The sequence below is a fragment of the Streptosporangium sp. NPDC023825 genome, assembly GCF_040639575.1.
Lineage (GTDB): Bacteria > Actinomycetota > Actinomycetes > Streptosporangiales > Streptosporangiaceae > Streptosporangium.
Genome location: NZ_JBFAAE010000010.1, coordinates 138137 through 153066, shown reverse-complemented (window position 1 = coordinate 153066; position 14930 = coordinate 138137). Strand labels below are relative to the sequence as shown.

Genomic DNA, 14930 nt, shown 5'->3' with positions numbered 1-14930 from the left:
AGCGGGGTCACGCGAGGTCGGGTCCCGGAGTGTCGATCCCGGCTCGCTCGGCGGGCGAGCCGGTCCCGAAGGTGTCGCGGACGCGGAGCTCCTGCCCGATCACCCCGGCCAGGCGGCGCACACCCTCGCGGATGCGCTCGGGCTCGGGGTAGCAGTAGGAGAGCCGCATGTGCCGCGCGCCGCCGCCGTCGGCGAAGAAACCGGTGCCCGGTACGAAGGCCACCCGCTCGGCGACCGCGCGGGGCAGGAGCGCCTTGGAGTCGAGCCCCTCGGGGAGGGTGGCCCAAACGAAGAACCCGCCACCGGGGCGGGTCCAGGTGACGCCGTCGGGCATCAGGGCCTCGAGCGAGGAGAGCATGGTGTCGCGGCGCTCGCGGTAGAGCTCCCTGAACGACTTGATCTGCTCGCGCCAGGGCTGGGTGGCGAGGTACTGGCCGACGGCCAGCTGCGTGAAGGAGGAGTGCGACAGCACCGCGGACTCCATCGCCAGCACCAGCTTTTCGCGGATGGCGTGCGGGGCGAGGGCCCAGCCGACCCGGAAACCGGGGGCCAGGGTCTTGGAGAACGAGCCGAGATAGACGATTCCGTCGGCGTTGTCGGCGCGCAGCGTCCGCATGGGATCGCCGTCGAAGCCGAGCATGCCGTACGGGTTGTCCTCGACGATCAGCACGTCGGCCCGCTGGCAGATCTCCAGGACCTGCTGCCTGCGCGCGACGCTGAGCGTCACGCCCGCGGGGTTCTGGAAGGTGGGAATCGTGTAGAGGAACTTGATCCGGTTGCCCGCGCTCTTCAGGGCGTAGATGGTCTGGGCCAGCGACTCGGGGATGATCCCCTCGCTGTCCATCGCGATGTGGATGACCTTGGCCTGGTAGGCGGAGAACGTGCCCAGGGCTCCGACGTAGGAGGGACCCTCGGCGAGCACGACGTCACCCGGGTCGATGAAGATCCGGGTGATCAGGTCGAGGGCCTGCTGGGAGCCGACGGTCACGACGACGTCGTCGGGGTTGGCCTCGATGCCCTCCATCCGCATGACGTCGCAGATCTGCTCGCGCAGGTGCGGGTCGCCCTGCCCCGAGCCGTACTGGAGCGCGACCGGGCCGCGCTTGGCGATCAGGTCGGCGACCAGCTCCCCCACCACGTCCAGGGGGAGGGCGGTGACGTACGGCATGCCGCCGGCGAGCGAGACCACCTCGGGCCTCGACGCGACGGAGAAGAGAGCTCGCACCTCGGAGGCGACCATCCCGGTTGCCCGTGCCGCGTAACGGTCGACGTAAGCGTCGATGCGCGAGCCTTGGGTCGGGGCGATGGTCTGACCGTGATCGTTGTCCTGGGGCACGGTCCACCTCCTAGGTTGTGTGGAGCACACAAAGCGCTCATACCAGAGAAACCAGGGTACGTCAGGGGCTGCAGTTCGTCTGCGTGTGGGGACGGGACCTCCTGAAACCAGGACCCGCACTGGGCTACGATGCCAGCTGGAGACGCCGTTTTCGCGCGTTTTTCGCCATGGCTTGCACTCGTCTCGCCAGGATTGGGGCCAACAGGTGTCGCGTCGGCTGGCAAACGTCACCCTCGACAATCTCGACGACCTGCCGCGCCGCTGCCGCCGGTGCGTCTTCTGGGAGCTCGACCCCGTCAACGCGGACCGGGCCATGAAGGCCGGTGATCCGGGACTGGAGAAGGAGGCCTGGATCTCCTCCACCCTGCTGGAGTGGGGAAGCTGCGGAAAGATCGTCTATGTGGACGGGGTGGCGGCCGGTTTCGTGCTCTACGCGCCGCCCCACTACGTGCCGCGCTCGGTGGCCTTCCCGACCTCCCCGGTCAGCGCGGACGCGGTGCTGCTGATGACCGCGCACATCATCCCGGAGTTCTCCGGGGGCGGCCTGGGCCGGATGCTGGTCCAGGGCGTGGCCAAGGACCTGACCCGGCGCGGGGTGCGGGCGATCGAGGCGTTCGGCGACCTGAAGTGGGAGCAGCCGGGCGCGTGCCTGATGCCCGCCGACTACCTGCTCTCCGTGGGTTTCAAGACGGTCCGCCCCCACCTGCGTTTCCCCCGCCTTCGTCTGGAGCTCAAGAACGCCGTCTCATGGCGTGAGGACGTCGAGGTGGCACTGGAGAGGCTGCTCGGGTCGATGAGTCCCGAGAGGGCGCTGCGGCCCGTCTGAGACCCTCTGGAGCCCGTACGGCACGTTGTGGGCCGAACGGTGCCCTCCGGGGGCCGTGAACCCGCCTCCGGGCTTCGTAAGCACGCCTCCGGGAGCCGTGAGCCTGTCCACGGGAGCCGTGAGCCCGTCTCCGGAGGTCTCGCGAGCCCGCCCGGCGCGGCGCGTGCCGAAAAGCCCCGGTACGAGTGCCCTGCGCAAGTGCCTGTACGGGTGCCCTGCGCATATGAAAGCCCCCCGCGGTGAGACGGGGGGCTTTCAGTGGGTGGGTGTGCCGCTCGGAAGCGGGTGATACGGGCGGACGCTGTGGGGGCGGCCGACCCGCAGGGGGCCTAGATGATGCCCTCGAGCTCGCGAAGCAGCATGGCCTTCGGCTTGGCGCCGATGATCTGCTTCACAACCTCTCCGTTCTTATAGACGTTCAGAGTGGGAATCTGGAGTACGCCGTAGTTTGTCGCCGTTGTCGGATTCTCGTCGACGTTCAGCTTGACGACCGTGAGCTTGCCGGCCTGCTCGCCGGCGATCTCCTCCAGGATCGGCGCGACCTGGCGGCACGGGCCGCACCATTCGGCCCAGAAGTCGACGATCACGGGCTTGTCGCTCTTGAGGACGTCGGCGTCGAAGCTGGCGTCGGTCACGTGCTTGATGGTGCCCAAGGTTCCTGCTCTCCCTCTTGTCTGAGGACTCGTTCCTGATGACGTTGCCGATGGGTGACCGGTGCGGGCGGGGTGTCGTCCGGCGGGGGTGCGACGCGCGCCCGAGGCCTGCCTCGCGGGGGCGTCACACCCAGCCGTGCACCCTGTCGTCACACGCCGTCGTCACACGCCGTTCTCACGCGCCGTGGTGCTCGGCCAGCCAGCGCTCGGAGTCGAGCGAGGCGGCGCACCCGGTGCCGGCGGCGGTGATCGCCTGGCGGTAGGTGTGGTCGACGACGTCACCCGCGGCGAAGACGCCCTCCAGGTTCGTGCGCGTCGAGGGCGCCTCGACCTTGATGTAGCCCTCGTCGTCCAGCTCCACCTGGCCCTTGACCAGCTCGGTGCGCGGATCGTGGCCGATCGCGATGAACAGCCCGGTGGCCGCCAGCTCCGCCTCCGCGCCGGTCTTGAGGTTGCGTACCCGCACCCCGCTCACCTTGTTCTCGCCGAGCACGTCGACGACCTCGCTGTCCCACAGGAAGCGGATCTTCTCGTTCGCGAACGCCCGATCCTGCATGATCTTGCTGGCGCGCAGTTCGCCACGACGGTGCACCACCGTCACCGAGGCCGCGAACCGGGTCAGGAAGATCGCCTCCTCCATCGCGGTGTCCCCGCCGCCGACGACCACGATGTCCTGGCCGCGGAAGAAGAACCCGTCACAGGTGGCACACCACGACACCCCGTGGCCCGACAGGCGCTTCTCGTTGGGCACGCCCAGCTCGCGGTAGCCCGAGCCCATCGACAGGATGACGGACGTGGCGTAGTAGGTGTCGGTGGCGGTCTTGACGACCTTCGGGTTGGCGGCCAGGTCGACCTCGACCACGTCGTCGGCGACCAGCTCGGCGCCGAACCGCTCGGCCTGCTTGCGCATCCCGTCCATCAGGTCCGGGCCCATGATGCCGCCGGGGAATCCCGGGAAGTTCTCCACCTCGGTGGTGTTCATCAAGGCGCCACCCGCGGTGACCGACCCCTCGAAGACCAGCGGATTCAGCTCGGCACGCGCGGAGTACACCGCGGCCGTGTAACCCGCGGGACCCGACCCGATGATGATCACATTCCGGACGTCCATCAGCGCTCGCGCCTCTCCCTCTGTCGATGCCACCGGCGTCAACAGATCCTAGGCGCCGGTGATTCCCGCCCGGCGCGGTGACGGGTCCCCCGGGTGGGACCGGAAAGCCCGGCACGGACGAATCCATGCCGGGCACCCACGGCGGAAGCGAGGGTTTTGGCGGCGGATTACCCGCCGGGGATCACCTCGGGACCCCTGTCACCGGTCATTCCCCGGGACCCCTGTCACCGGTCATCCCGGGTGTTTCACCGCCGGCCGCCCCGGGTGGCCTGTCGAGGTCACCCGGGGCCGCACCGCCGGTCACTTCCAGCGTGCGAGGCCTGGCTTGCGCACGTCGTCACACTGCGGGCCCACGACGTGGACGCGCACCGTGTTCTTGGCCTGGTCCTGCCAGAAGAGCAGGATGTTGGCCTCCTGCCCGTTGTAGAACCCCTGGTCCACGGCGAAGGGCGAGATGCCGACCTGCGCCGAGACCTGCCGGACACACTTGTCGATCCCCGAGTTCTCGGCCGTCCCGAGGATGGTCCCGGGACCGATGTAGTCGAGCAGCGAGCCGCGAAGCTCGGCGTCGGTGTAGTTGTAGTTGCTGTCGGTCAGCGCGTACTGGATCGTGTCCGCAGGCGCGGGGTGGGCGCTCATCGGCAGTTGGTCCGGCCCGGACGCCGTCAGCGTCCCGGTGGCCAGCACGGTCGCGCCGATCACCGCCGCCGCCACGCCCGCCGCCGCGGCGGGCATCGCCCACCGGCTCCGCCGGTTCGCGCCGCGGCGCCTGGCCGGGGCCGCCGGGACCACGGTGCCGTCGTCGCCGACGACCCCCAGCCGCACCGGCTCGAGCTCAGGCTCCTGCTGCGGGAGCGGTGCCCGCAGAGGGGACGTCTCCCATGGCGCCGGTTCTGCGGGAGAGGACGTCTCCCACGGCGCGTCGCGCATTATGTCGTCCCAGGCCGGTGCTTCCACCAGGCCCACTCCACCTCCACGGAAGCTGTCTGCCTCAGCGGCCAGTGCACGGTCGATCCTCAGCGCGACTCCCATCGGCATCGCCGGTGTAGGAGTCGCCGCCAGCACCTCGCGAACTGCCGCGAGGTCGGCGAGGCTCTCACCACAGGGATCGCAGATCGCGAGATGCTCGCGTACCCGCATGGCCGTGGCGGCGTCGAGGAGCCCCTCGGCCAGTTCGGCCAAGATCTCCAGGTCGTAGTGCGTATCACCCGTCACGAAGTTCTGCTCCCTTCGCGGATGAGACGCGAGACAGGTCTGATCGGTTCCGCAAATGGGAAAGAATCGGGGCGAGTTTCGCCCTTCCGCGAGCGCATCGGCTCTTCACCGTGCCGCTCGGCACCTCCAGCACCTGGGCCGCGTCCTCGACCGAGTAGCCCATCATGTCCACGAGGACCAGCGCGGCGCGCTGGTCGGAGGGCAGCAGCTTCAGGGCCGCCGAGACCTCCATGGACACCTCGCGCTCGGCCGTCTGGTCGAGCACCGGGGTCTCGCGCTCCGCGGCCTCGACGAGCTCGTCGTCGGCCACCGGGCGCACCGATTTCCTGCGCATGCGGTCGAGGCAGGCGTTGACCACGATGCGATGCAGCCACGTGGTCACCGCCGCCTCGCCGCGGAAGCTCCCGGCCTTGCGGTAGGCCGAGACGAAGGCGTCCTGAACGGCGTCGGCCGCCTCGTCGGGATCGCCCAGCGTGCGCAGGGCGACCGCCCACATGCGGTCTCGATGTCGCTTGACTATTTCACTGAAGGCGTGCGGATCCCCGGCGATGTGCCGGGTGAGCAGGTCGGCGTCGGACACGGGGGCCTTCGCCGTCTGCTCGTCCGCCGCTGGCGGGGTCTCGGGTGGGGAATTCACAAGGAGAGTCCTGCTATGCCGATCCGGGGAGAACACCTCTACGGGATAGATGGTGCCACGGATTCTCCGATGATCTGCAAGAAGCCGGGTAAAACAGATCAAATCGGAGCGGTGTCACTTGGTCGCGAGGACCTTCATGTCCAGCACCTGGCCGCGGAACTTCCCCTGGTAGGTGGGCATCTTGGTGAACCAGACGAGCACGTAGCGGCCCTTCTTCGGGCTCTCCGCGGTGAACGTCTTCTTGCCGGAGACCCCGTTGACCTTCTGCAGGACCGACAGGTCGTCGAGCTGCGGGGAGTCGCCGACCCTGAGCTCCACGGTGCCTCCCGAGGTGCTGCCGAAGTTGACCGTCACCTGCTTGACCGGAACGCTCTCGCCCATGTCCAGCAGGAGGCCCACGCCCGTCTTGAGCCGGCCGAAGTCGGCGGAGTCGTACGACTCGGAGTGCCAGTCGGTGGACTCCTTGCCGTCGGTCGCGTAGCGGGCCAGCTCGCCGCGCTCCTGGTTGTCGCCCAGCGGGTCGAAGCCGGTGACCGAGGAGGGCTTCACCTCCCGGGTGCCGGCGGCCGCGGTGGGCGTGGGCGTGGTGCTCTCCTCGCCGGCCTCCGGGGTGCCGGCGTTGCCGATGCTGCGGCCGAGGGTCCAGGCGCCCAGGCCGACGGCCACCATCACCAGCAGCACGACGACGGTCATGGCGACCTTGTTGACCATGCCGCCGCCCGCCTGGCGGGGCATCGGGCGGTGCTGGTTCTGGTGGTGGTGCTGGGGAGGGGGCGTGTGGCGCTGGGGCGCCGCGGTGTCGATGCCCTCGGAGCGGGAGGCCGCCACCGGCAGCGCCGTCATGGGCATCGGCGTCGGCATCGGCAGGGGACTGGGCCGCGACACCGAGGCCAGGGCCTCGGCGACCTCGGCGGGCGTGGTCAGCGGTTCGAGCCCGCGCCTGGTCTCCGGCAGCAGGGCCCGGCAGACGATGGCGTCCAGATAGCCGGGAACACCCGCGGTGACCTGGCGCGGCGTGCAGAAGTGCCCGTCACCCATGGGCGCGACGGGCAGGCCGCCGCCGTCCTGCTCGTCGCCCGGCCAGTGGCCGGTCAGCCCGGCGTACAGCAGGCGGCCGAGGCCCTCGGCGTCCTCGCGGGCGGGGTCGTCGCTCGTCACGTCGTCCAGGACGGCGTCGACTCCCAGGCCGAGCAGCTTGACGGTGCTGCCCGCCGTCCACACCAGGTGCTCGGGGGTGAGGCAGAGGTGGGCGAGGTTCGCCTCGTGCGCGTGGGCCAGCGCCTCCGCGGCCTCGGCGACCATCGCGGCGGCCCGCTCGGGGTCGAGCGGCCCGTTCGCGATCATGTCGCCGAAGGACTCGCCGCTCACCCACTCGCTGACGACGTAGGAGTGGCCGTCGTCCTCGGTCGCGTCGAAGACCTGGGTGAGGCGGGGGTCGGTCAGCCGGCTGGCCACCCTGGCCGCCGTGACGACCTCGTTCAGGCGGGGGAAGTCGGGATCGAAGGTGTGGACGGCGACGGGCCTGGCGAGCACCTCGTCGATGGCCTTCCACAGGGTGGCACCGCCCGACTCGTGGACGCGGTCCTCGAGCCGGAAACGCTCGGCCAGCTTGGTGCCGGGCTCGACGGCGGGGGAACTCACGAGGACCCCGTACCTGAGAACACGACAGCACCATGCCCGGTCAGCACATCACGACACATCACACGATGCTGGGTGGATCCGCCCACGCCCTCCTGCTTCCATTAGCCGCATGTCACCACACGCGTTGCACCATGGTAGTCCCGCGCCGGTTCCGCCCGTGTTCGTCTTGTCAGACGTTTGAGACAAGTCTTTGGGTTACCGGCCTACCCGTCCTGCCACCATTCCAACGATCGAACTCACCTCGGGGATGCGCATCCGGTGAGCGATCGCCAAGTAAAGAACCATACCGAGTCCGCCGCCCACCGCCAGCATGATGGCCGCGCTCAGCGCGTCCAGCCCCGTGAGCTCCTGCATGAGCCACAGAACGCCGAGCGCGAGCGCCGCGGCGGGGAGCGCGGCCACGTACATCCGGGACAGCCCGGCGGCCACCCTGCGCCCCGCCAGGCCTCCCACGCGGCGCGCCGCCAGGATCCAGGCGACCGCCGCGCCGACCACGTAGGCGACGGTGAACGCGAAGGCCAGGCCCATCACGATGTACCGGGGGGGCAGGGCGTGGTAGGCCGTGAGGCTGAGCGTGGCGTTGACCGCCACGTTGCCGAGGGCGAGGAAGGCCGGGGTGCGGGTGTCGCCGAAGGAGTAGAAGACGCGCAGCAGCAGCTGGAAGATCGAGAACGGCACCAGCGCCAGCCCGAAGACCTGCAGCACGTTGCCGATGTAGACCGCCGAGTCGACGGTCATGTTGCCCCACGAGAAGATCAGCACGGTCACCGCGGGGCCCAGCACCATCAGCAGCAGCCCGGCGGGCACCAGCAGAACCGACACCAGCCGCACCCCGGAGGCGAACTCCTCGCGGACCGCGTCGAGCTGCCCGTCGGCCACCCCCCGGCTCATCCTGGGCAGCATCGCGGTGATCACCGAGACCGCGATGATCCCGTACGGGAGCTGGAAGAGCTGGTAGGCGTAGGCGTAGGCGGCGTTGCCGGCGCCGGGTGCCCGCTGGCCCGCGCCGGTCGCGAGCCTGGTGGTGATCAGGAAGCTGATCTGGCCGATCCCGACGTAGGCGAAGGTCCAGATCGCGGTGCGGCCCATCTCGCCGAGCCCGGCGTTGCGCATGTCGAACCGCGGACGGAAGCGGAAGCCGACCCTGTGCAGCGCGATGACCAGCACCACGCACTGCGCCACGATGCCGGCGGTGGTGCCGAGCCCGAGCAGGGCCAGGTCGGCGTCGGTGATCGTGTCGACGTCCGTGCCCGCGCCGCCCAGCTTCAGGTAGTAGACGACGGCGACGGTGATCATCACGACGTTGTTGAGCACGGGTGCCCACATCGGGGCGGCGAACCTGTCCCGGGTGTTGAGGATCGCCCCGGCGATCGCGCCGATCCCGAAGAAGGCGATCATCGGCAGGATGTACTGGGCCAGCCTGACCGCCACCTCGGTCTGCCGGGGGCCCCAGTCGGTGCTGTACAGGCTGATCAGCGGCTTGGCCAGCAGGACCGAGACCACCGCGATCACCGTCAGCGCGAGCACCCCGAGGGTCATCAGCCGTTGCTCGTAGGCCCGGCCCCCGTCTGGGTCGTTCCGCTGCCGCCGGATGATCATCGGGACGACGACGCTGCTCAGGATCCCGCCGAGGAGGGAGTCGAACAGGATGAAAGGGATCGTGTAGGCCACGTTGTAGGCGTCGCCCAGCGCGAAGGTCCCGATGGCCGCCGCGAGCACCGCCGTCCGGACGAAGCCGGTGACGCGGGAGACCATCGTCCCCGCAGCCATGATCGCGCTCGCGCGCAGGACCCTGCTCATGCGCTTTCCTTCGCTAGGTGCTCGGAGCGCCGGGCGCTCACGACTCGGTACCGGCGGGCTCGCGCTCGCGCGCCGGCGGCGGGGCCGCCGCGGGGCGGCGGCCTCCCCGGCGGCGCAGGACGCGCAGGACGACGGCCGCCAGCATCACCACGAGAGCCGCCCCCACGATCACCAGGGCGACCCCGGTGTAGCCGGTGGTCCGCACGGTCAGCTCGATCGGCTTGCCGTACTTGCGGCCGTCCTCGGTGGTGAGCTGGACCGTCACGGTCGTCTGGCCGCTGGACCTGGAGGTCATCGGGATCCGGATGGTCTGGTTCTGGCCGCCGCGGATCTCCAGCTTGTCCTCGTACGGCTCGATCTTGAGCAGGTCGGGCTGGTCGGAGGTCACCTTGAGCCGGACCGCGACCGCGACCTCGCCGGCCTCGCCGCTCAGCTCGTTGCGCACGCTGATCGGCACGTCGCCGTTGCTGCCGGCCAGGGTGCGCAGCCGCGACTGCTCGCTGCCGGTGATGTTGACCATGGCGATCCGGCTGTCGATCGCCTCGGCGACCTGCTGGACGTACGGCGCGGCGTTGGCGGTCCTGCCGCGCCACGCCGAGGAGGTCAGGCGCAGCAGCGCCAGGTCGAAGACGTCGAGGTCCTGGGCGGTGGTGATCGCGGCGGTCAGGTCGGCGCGGGCGCCGACCCTCTTGACGCCCGTCAGGTACTGCTTGGAGAGCTCCAGCTTCCTGTCCTGGTCGGTGTAGGTCAGGCCGGCCCGCGGGACCGGGGGGACGCCCTTGGCGCGCTTGACCGTGTCGAGCGTGACGGGCGCCAGCCAGGGCAGGGTGGCGGCCGTCTCGACCAGATCGGTCACGTACTCCGGATCGGGGTCCCAGCGGCGGTGCGGGACGGCGATCACCGTCCTGGCCGGGGTGCCGGGCTCCGAAGCGATCATCGCCGTCTCCGCGATGAACCGCTGGCGGTTCGCCAGCGCCGCGCCGGGGGCGGAGGTGTCGGCGCCGACGGTCTCGCTCAGCGCCGCGTCGGCGACCAGGGCGGTGACCGGGCCGTTCACGCTCTCCAGGGTCGCCGAGGCGTCGGGGGTGGTGACCGGGGGCGTCACCGGCGGCAGGTTCGGCCCGTTCAGCAGCACGGTGCCGACGCCGCCGGTGGCCAGCAGGTCCAGCCCGTCGTAGTCGATCAGGCCGCCCACCGGCCAGTTCACGTTGGTGATCACGTCGCGGCCGAGGGTCTCCCTGGCCACGATCCCGGCCGCGGCGATCCCGGTCCCGGTGGCGTCGTCGACGCCGTTGTGGGCGAGGGCCGCCACGTCGGGGTCGCCGTACGGGGTCGCCACCACCGGGTGGTCGGCGACGGCCTCGCGGAAGTCGCTCAGCCACTGGGCGGTCTCGGGGGTCGCGGGGCGCTGCTGGGTGCGGTCCTTGACCCTGACCGCGTGCGGCTCGCCCATGGCCCGCGCGTCGTCGAGCAGGGCGGGGTCGACGATCCAGGTGAGCCCCTTGGCGGACGACGTGTCCTGGGCGATCTTGAGCAGGTCGCCCAGCCGCTTGCCGGGGGCCATGGCCGCGGGCAGGCTCTCGTCGACGAACGTGGAGTCGCCGGCCCGGCGCGGCTGGTCGACGATGGGCAGCACCGTGGCGAGCCGGGTGCGGGCCACCCTGGTCTCCCTGGGCATGTAGGTCACCGTGGTGCGCAGGGTGCCCTGCTGCCCGAAGGCGTTGAGCACCTCGACCATGACCGGGTAGACGCCGAAGCCGGAGAACTTCAGCTCCTGCGGCGTGAAGGAGAACTCCCACGGCAGCTTGCCCGAGGGCGCGATCGGCGCCTGGACGAAACTCTCGCAGCACCACGAGTTCGGGAGGGTCTGTCCCGTCTGGTAGGCCTCCAGGTCGGCGCGCCGGGCGAACGGCTGGGGGGAGTAGTGCATCCGGATGCGCAACCCGTTCAGGGTCTCGGTGCCGGAGTTGACCAGGGAGCCGGACAGCTTGATCTCGGTGGTCGGGTCGCGGGGGGCGTCGGGGCCGATCGCCTCCAGTACGACCTGGAGGCCCGCCCGGCTCACCGAGGTCGTCCGGGCGTTCGCCGTACCCGGAACGACCACGGCCGCGGGAACGAGCAGCGTGGTGGCGAGCAGGGCGAGGAGAGCGGCCTTGTGGATCACGTGCCGGCCAGGGGTCGAGTACGGCGCACGCCGGTAATGCTATGGCCTAACCGGCGAGGGGAAAGGTCGCCGGCTCCCTCCGGGAGCCGTGCCGGGTCAGGTCCACGATCTTTCCTGACACCAGTGTGAGCAGATGGTCGACGCGGATCAGGAGTGCCGTACGACGCTCCCCGGTGGGCACGTAAACGGGTGTGACGGTGCGGGTGAGTCGCTCGTCCACCAGCACGGTGAGCGTGGCGGGCAGCAGCAGCGGGCAGACCAGGCCCGAGGCGTAGTCGGTGGCGGAGTTGACGGTGAAGGCCGAGGCCTGCCGGACCCGCCGGGCCTCCAGGATGCCGGCGACCACGCCGGGGCGCGGCGGGGAGCCGACGGAGGTGACGACCGCCACGGGTTCGCGGCCGATCCGCGTCGTGACCTCGAGGACCGTGACTCCCACGCAGATCTCGGGACTCGCCGACAGCACCTCGGGGAGCTCGTCCGAGCATGTCATCGCGCGCGGAAGGCGTACGATCTCATGATGGACCTGGTGTGCGAGGAGCCAGCGGTGGATCGCGAGCGCATCCTTCATGTGTGTGCTCCTTGCCTCGACGCACAGTCCCCGAGGTTCCCTGACCGACCGTAACCTGGTGATCGCTTCAGGTGTATCCCCGCAGGGGAACATGTTCCGTAACCGAAGGACCTACCCGGCTTGTCCCTTTCAAATCTGACCCAGAGCCAGCGCCACGGCATGAGCGAGCTGTTCCGGAAGATCGCACCCGTGGCGGACGAGCTCGGCGAGCTCTTCGCCGCCAGGGGATACCAGATCGCCCTCGTCGGCGGCTCCGTACGCGACGTCTTCCTGGGCAGGATCGGCAACGATCTCGACCTGACCACGGACGCGAGGCCCGAGACGGTCCTGGAGCTCGTCCGCGACTGGGCCGACTCCATCTGGACGATCGGCATCGACTTCGGCACCGTCGGCGTCCGCAAGGGCGGGTGGCTGCTGGAGATCACCACCTACCGCAGCGAGTCGTACGATCCCAAGTCGCGCAAGCCCGACGTGGCCTACGGCGACACGCTGGAGGGCGACCTGGCCCGGCGCGACTTCGCGGTCAACGCGATGGCGCTGCGCCTGCCGTCCCGCGATTTCGTCGACCCGCACGGCGGCCTCGACGACCTGCACGCCAAGGTGCTGCGCACCCCGGGCCCCCCCGAGCGCTCCTTCGGCGACGACCCGCTGCGGATGCTGCGCGCGGCCAGGTTCGCCAGCCAGCTCGGCTTCGCCGTCGACCCGGCGGCGCTCGCCGCGATGGGCGCGATGGCCGACAGGATCGACATCGTCTCCGCCGAGCGCATCCGCGACGAGCTGGACAAGCTCATCGGCGGCGACCACCCCCGCGAGGGCCTGCGGCTCCTCGTCGAGTCGGGGCTCGCCGACCACGTGCTGCCCGAGGTGCCCAAGCTCCGTCTGGAGATCGACGAGCACCACCGGCACAAGGACGTCTACGAGCACTCGCTGATCGTGCTGGAGCAGGCGATCGACCTGGAGGAGAGCGGCCCCGACCGGATCCTGCGCTGGGCCGCGCTCCTGCACGACGTGGGCAAGCCGAAGACCCGCCGCCACGAGCCCGGCGGCCGGGTCTCCTTCCACCACCACGAGGTGGTCGGCGCCCAGCTCGCCAGGAAGCGCATGGCGGAGCTGAAGTTCCCCAAGGACGTGGTGGCCGACGTCTCCCGCCTGGTGGAGCTGCACCTGCGCTTCCACGGGTACGGCACGGGCGAGTGGACCGACTCGGCCGTACGCCGCTACGTCCGCGACGCCGGGCACCTGCTGGAGCGCCTGCACAAGCTGACCCGCGCCGACTGCACCACCCGGAACCGGCGAAAGGCCCAGGCGCTGTCGCAGACCTACGACCAGCTGGAGGAGCGCATCGCCCGGCTGGCCGAGGAGGAGGAGCTCGGCAAGATCCGCCCCGAGCTCGACGGCAACGAGATCCAGGAGCTCCTCGGCGTCCCGCCGGGCCCGGTCGTGGGCCGCGCCTACAGGTTCCTGCTGGAGATGCGCCTCGACCGGGGTGTCCTCGGCAAGGAGGCCGCCGCGGACGCCCTCCGCGAGTGGGCGCGGGCGAACGGGGTGGACGGCCGGACCGGCGAGGCGGGCGACGCCGTCGTCGAGGTGGACCCTGAACGGCACTCCTGACCTCGGCGGCCTCGGCGATCTCGGTGGCTTCGAGGGCTCCGGTGCTCCCGGCCCTCGTCCCGGCCCTGACGGCCGGGACGGCCGCGGCGGTCGCGGCGGCCTTGACGGGATCGTGGGGACGGCCGGGGGCGCGCAGATCGCCCCGGCGGAGATCGCCAGGCTCGACCGTGAACACGTGTGGCACCCCTACGCGGCCACACCCCAGCCGGTGGCGCCGCACGTCGTCTCCCGCGCGGACGGGGTGCGGCTGACGCTCGCCGACGGGCGCGAGCTGGTCGACGGCATGTCGTCCTGGTGGGCGGCCGTCCACGGCTACAACCACCCCCGGCTCAACCGGGCGCTGAGGGACCAGCTGGAGGACATGGCGCACGTCATGTTCGGCGGGCTCACCCACGAGCCCGCCGTGCGGCTGGCCGCCACGCTCGCCGCGATGACCGGGCTGCCGAAGGTGTTCCTCGCCGACTCGGGGTCGGTCGCCGTCGAGGTCGCGATCAAGATGGCGTTCCAGTTCACCGGCAGGGGGCGGCTGCTCACGGTGAGGGGCGGCTACCACGGCGACACCTTCGGGGCGATGTCGGTCTGCGACCCGGTCAACGGCATGCACCACCTGTTCTCCGGCGTGCTGCCCGGGCACGTGTTCGCCGACCGGCCGCCGCGCGAGTACGACGAGGGCTACGCGGCCCGGCTGGCGGACCTGGTCGCCCGGCACGCCGGCGAGCTGGCCGCGATCATCGTGGAGCCGGTCGTCCAGGGGGCGGGCGGCATGCACTTCTACCACCCGGCCTACCTGCGGCTGCTCCGCGAGCTGGCCGACGAGCACGGCGTCCTGCTGATCGCCGACGAGATCGCCACCGGGTTCGGCAGGACCGGGGAGCTGTTCGGCTGCGACCACGCCGGGATCAGGCCCGACATCATGTGCCTGGGCAAGGCCCTGACCGGCGGTTACATGTCGATGGCCGCGACGCTGTGCACCGAGCGGGTGGCCGAGGGCGTCGGCGTGCTGGCGCACGGGCCGACGTTCATGGGCAACCCGCTGGCCGCGGCCGTCGCGAACGCCTCCCTGGAGCTGCTGCGGGAGCGTCCGTGGCGTGAGGAGGTGGGCCGGATCGAGGCGGGCCTCCTCGCGGGCCTGGCCGGGGCCTCGGGGGCCCCCGGGGTGAGCGACGTGCGGGTCCTCGGCGCGATCGGGGTGATCGAGACCCGCGAGCCCGTCGACGTCCCCGCCGTCCAGGACCTCGTCATGCGGCACGGCGTCTGGCTCCGCCCGTTCGGACGGCTGATCTACGCGATGCCGCCATACTCGATCGGCGACGGCGACCTGGAGAGGGTCACGACGGCGATGACGGCGGCGGCCCGGTCACTGTGAGGGGC

12 protein-coding genes are annotated in these 14930 nt (G+C 70.8%); 3 read left to right on the top strand and 9 right to left on the bottom strand.

Annotation, left to right across the window (positions count from 1 at the left end; genetic code table 11):
* Positions 1-7 precede the first annotated feature (7 nt).
* Complete coding sequence (locus AB0G15_RS12455; RefSeq protein ID WP_362838170.1) at positions 8-1240, bottom strand: PLP-dependent aminotransferase family protein; 1233 nt, start codon at positions 1238-1240, stop codon at positions 8-10.
* A gap of 301 nt (positions 1241-1541) precedes the next feature.
* On the opposite strand from AB0G15_RS12455, the gene AB0G15_RS12450 reads away from it, so the two are divergent.
* Positions 1542-2162, top strand: coding sequence for a hypothetical protein (locus tag AB0G15_RS12450; RefSeq protein ID WP_030919650.1), 621 nt, complete (start codon positions 1542-1544; stop codon positions 2160-2162).
* A 329-nt stretch (positions 2163-2491) separates the two neighbouring features.
* On the opposite strand, the gene trxA is transcribed toward AB0G15_RS12450, so the two are convergent.
* The 8 genes from trxA to AB0G15_RS12410 form a co-directional block, all read right to left on the bottom strand.
* Positions 2492-2815, bottom strand: coding sequence for a thioredoxin (gene trxA / locus AB0G15_RS12445; RefSeq protein WP_362838043.1), 324 nt, complete (start codon positions 2813-2815; stop codon positions 2492-2494).
* 175 nt (positions 2816-2990) lie between these two features.
* Positions 2991-3926 (bottom strand): thioredoxin-disulfide reductase, encoded by a 936-nt coding sequence (gene trxB, locus AB0G15_RS12440; RefSeq protein ID WP_362838168.1) that lies wholly within the window; start codon positions 3924-3926, stop codon positions 2991-2993.
* A 297-nt stretch (positions 3927-4223) separates the two neighbouring features.
* Positions 4224-5138, bottom strand: a complete 915-nt coding sequence (locus tag AB0G15_RS12435) for a zf-HC2 domain-containing protein (protein ID WP_362838041.1) — start codon at positions 5136-5138, stop codon at positions 4224-4226.
* On the bottom strand, positions 5128-5775 hold the full coding sequence (gene sigM / locus AB0G15_RS12430; RefSeq protein ID WP_329088091.1) for an RNA polymerase sigma factor SigM: 648 nt from the start codon (positions 5773-5775) through the stop codon (positions 5128-5130). The genes AB0G15_RS12435 and sigM overlap by 11 nt, the downstream gene beginning before the upstream one ends.
* Positions 5776-5889: 114 nt before the next feature.
* The gene (locus AB0G15_RS12425; RefSeq protein WP_362838038.1) at positions 5890-7416 is read right to left on the bottom strand and encodes a protein kinase family protein; all 1527 of its coding nucleotides are present in this window, start codon (positions 7414-7416) and stop codon (positions 5890-5892) included.
* A 195-nt stretch (positions 7417-7611) separates the two neighbouring features.
* Positions 7612-9216: a murein biosynthesis integral membrane protein MurJ gene (murJ, locus tag AB0G15_RS12420; protein WP_362838036.1), complete on the bottom strand. Its 1605-nt coding sequence runs from the start codon at positions 9214-9216 to the stop codon at positions 7612-7614.
* A 37-nt stretch (positions 9217-9253) separates the two neighbouring features.
* Positions 9254-11380 carry a DUF6049 family protein gene (locus AB0G15_RS12415; protein ID WP_362838034.1) on the bottom strand — a complete coding sequence of 709 codons (2127 nt, stop codon included), beginning with the start codon at positions 11378-11380 and terminating at the stop codon, positions 9254-9256.
* Positions 11381-11426: 46 nt separating this feature from the next.
* Positions 11427-11948 (bottom strand): YbaK/EbsC family protein, encoded by a 522-nt coding sequence (locus tag AB0G15_RS12410; protein ID WP_362838031.1) that lies wholly within the window; start codon positions 11946-11948, stop codon positions 11427-11429.
* 159 nt (positions 11949-12107) lie between these two features.
* On the opposite strand from AB0G15_RS12410, the gene AB0G15_RS12405 reads away from it, so the two are divergent.
* Positions 12108-13559 (top strand): CCA tRNA nucleotidyltransferase, encoded by a 1452-nt coding sequence (locus tag AB0G15_RS12405; RefSeq protein WP_362838166.1) that lies wholly within the window; start codon positions 12108-12110, stop codon positions 13557-13559.
* 112 nt (positions 13560-13671) lie between these two features.
* Positions 13672-14925, top strand: coding sequence for an adenosylmethionine--8-amino-7-oxononanoate transaminase (locus AB0G15_RS12400; protein WP_362838028.1), 1254 nt, complete (start codon positions 13672-13674; stop codon positions 14923-14925).
* Positions 14926-14930: the final 5 nt, after the last annotated feature.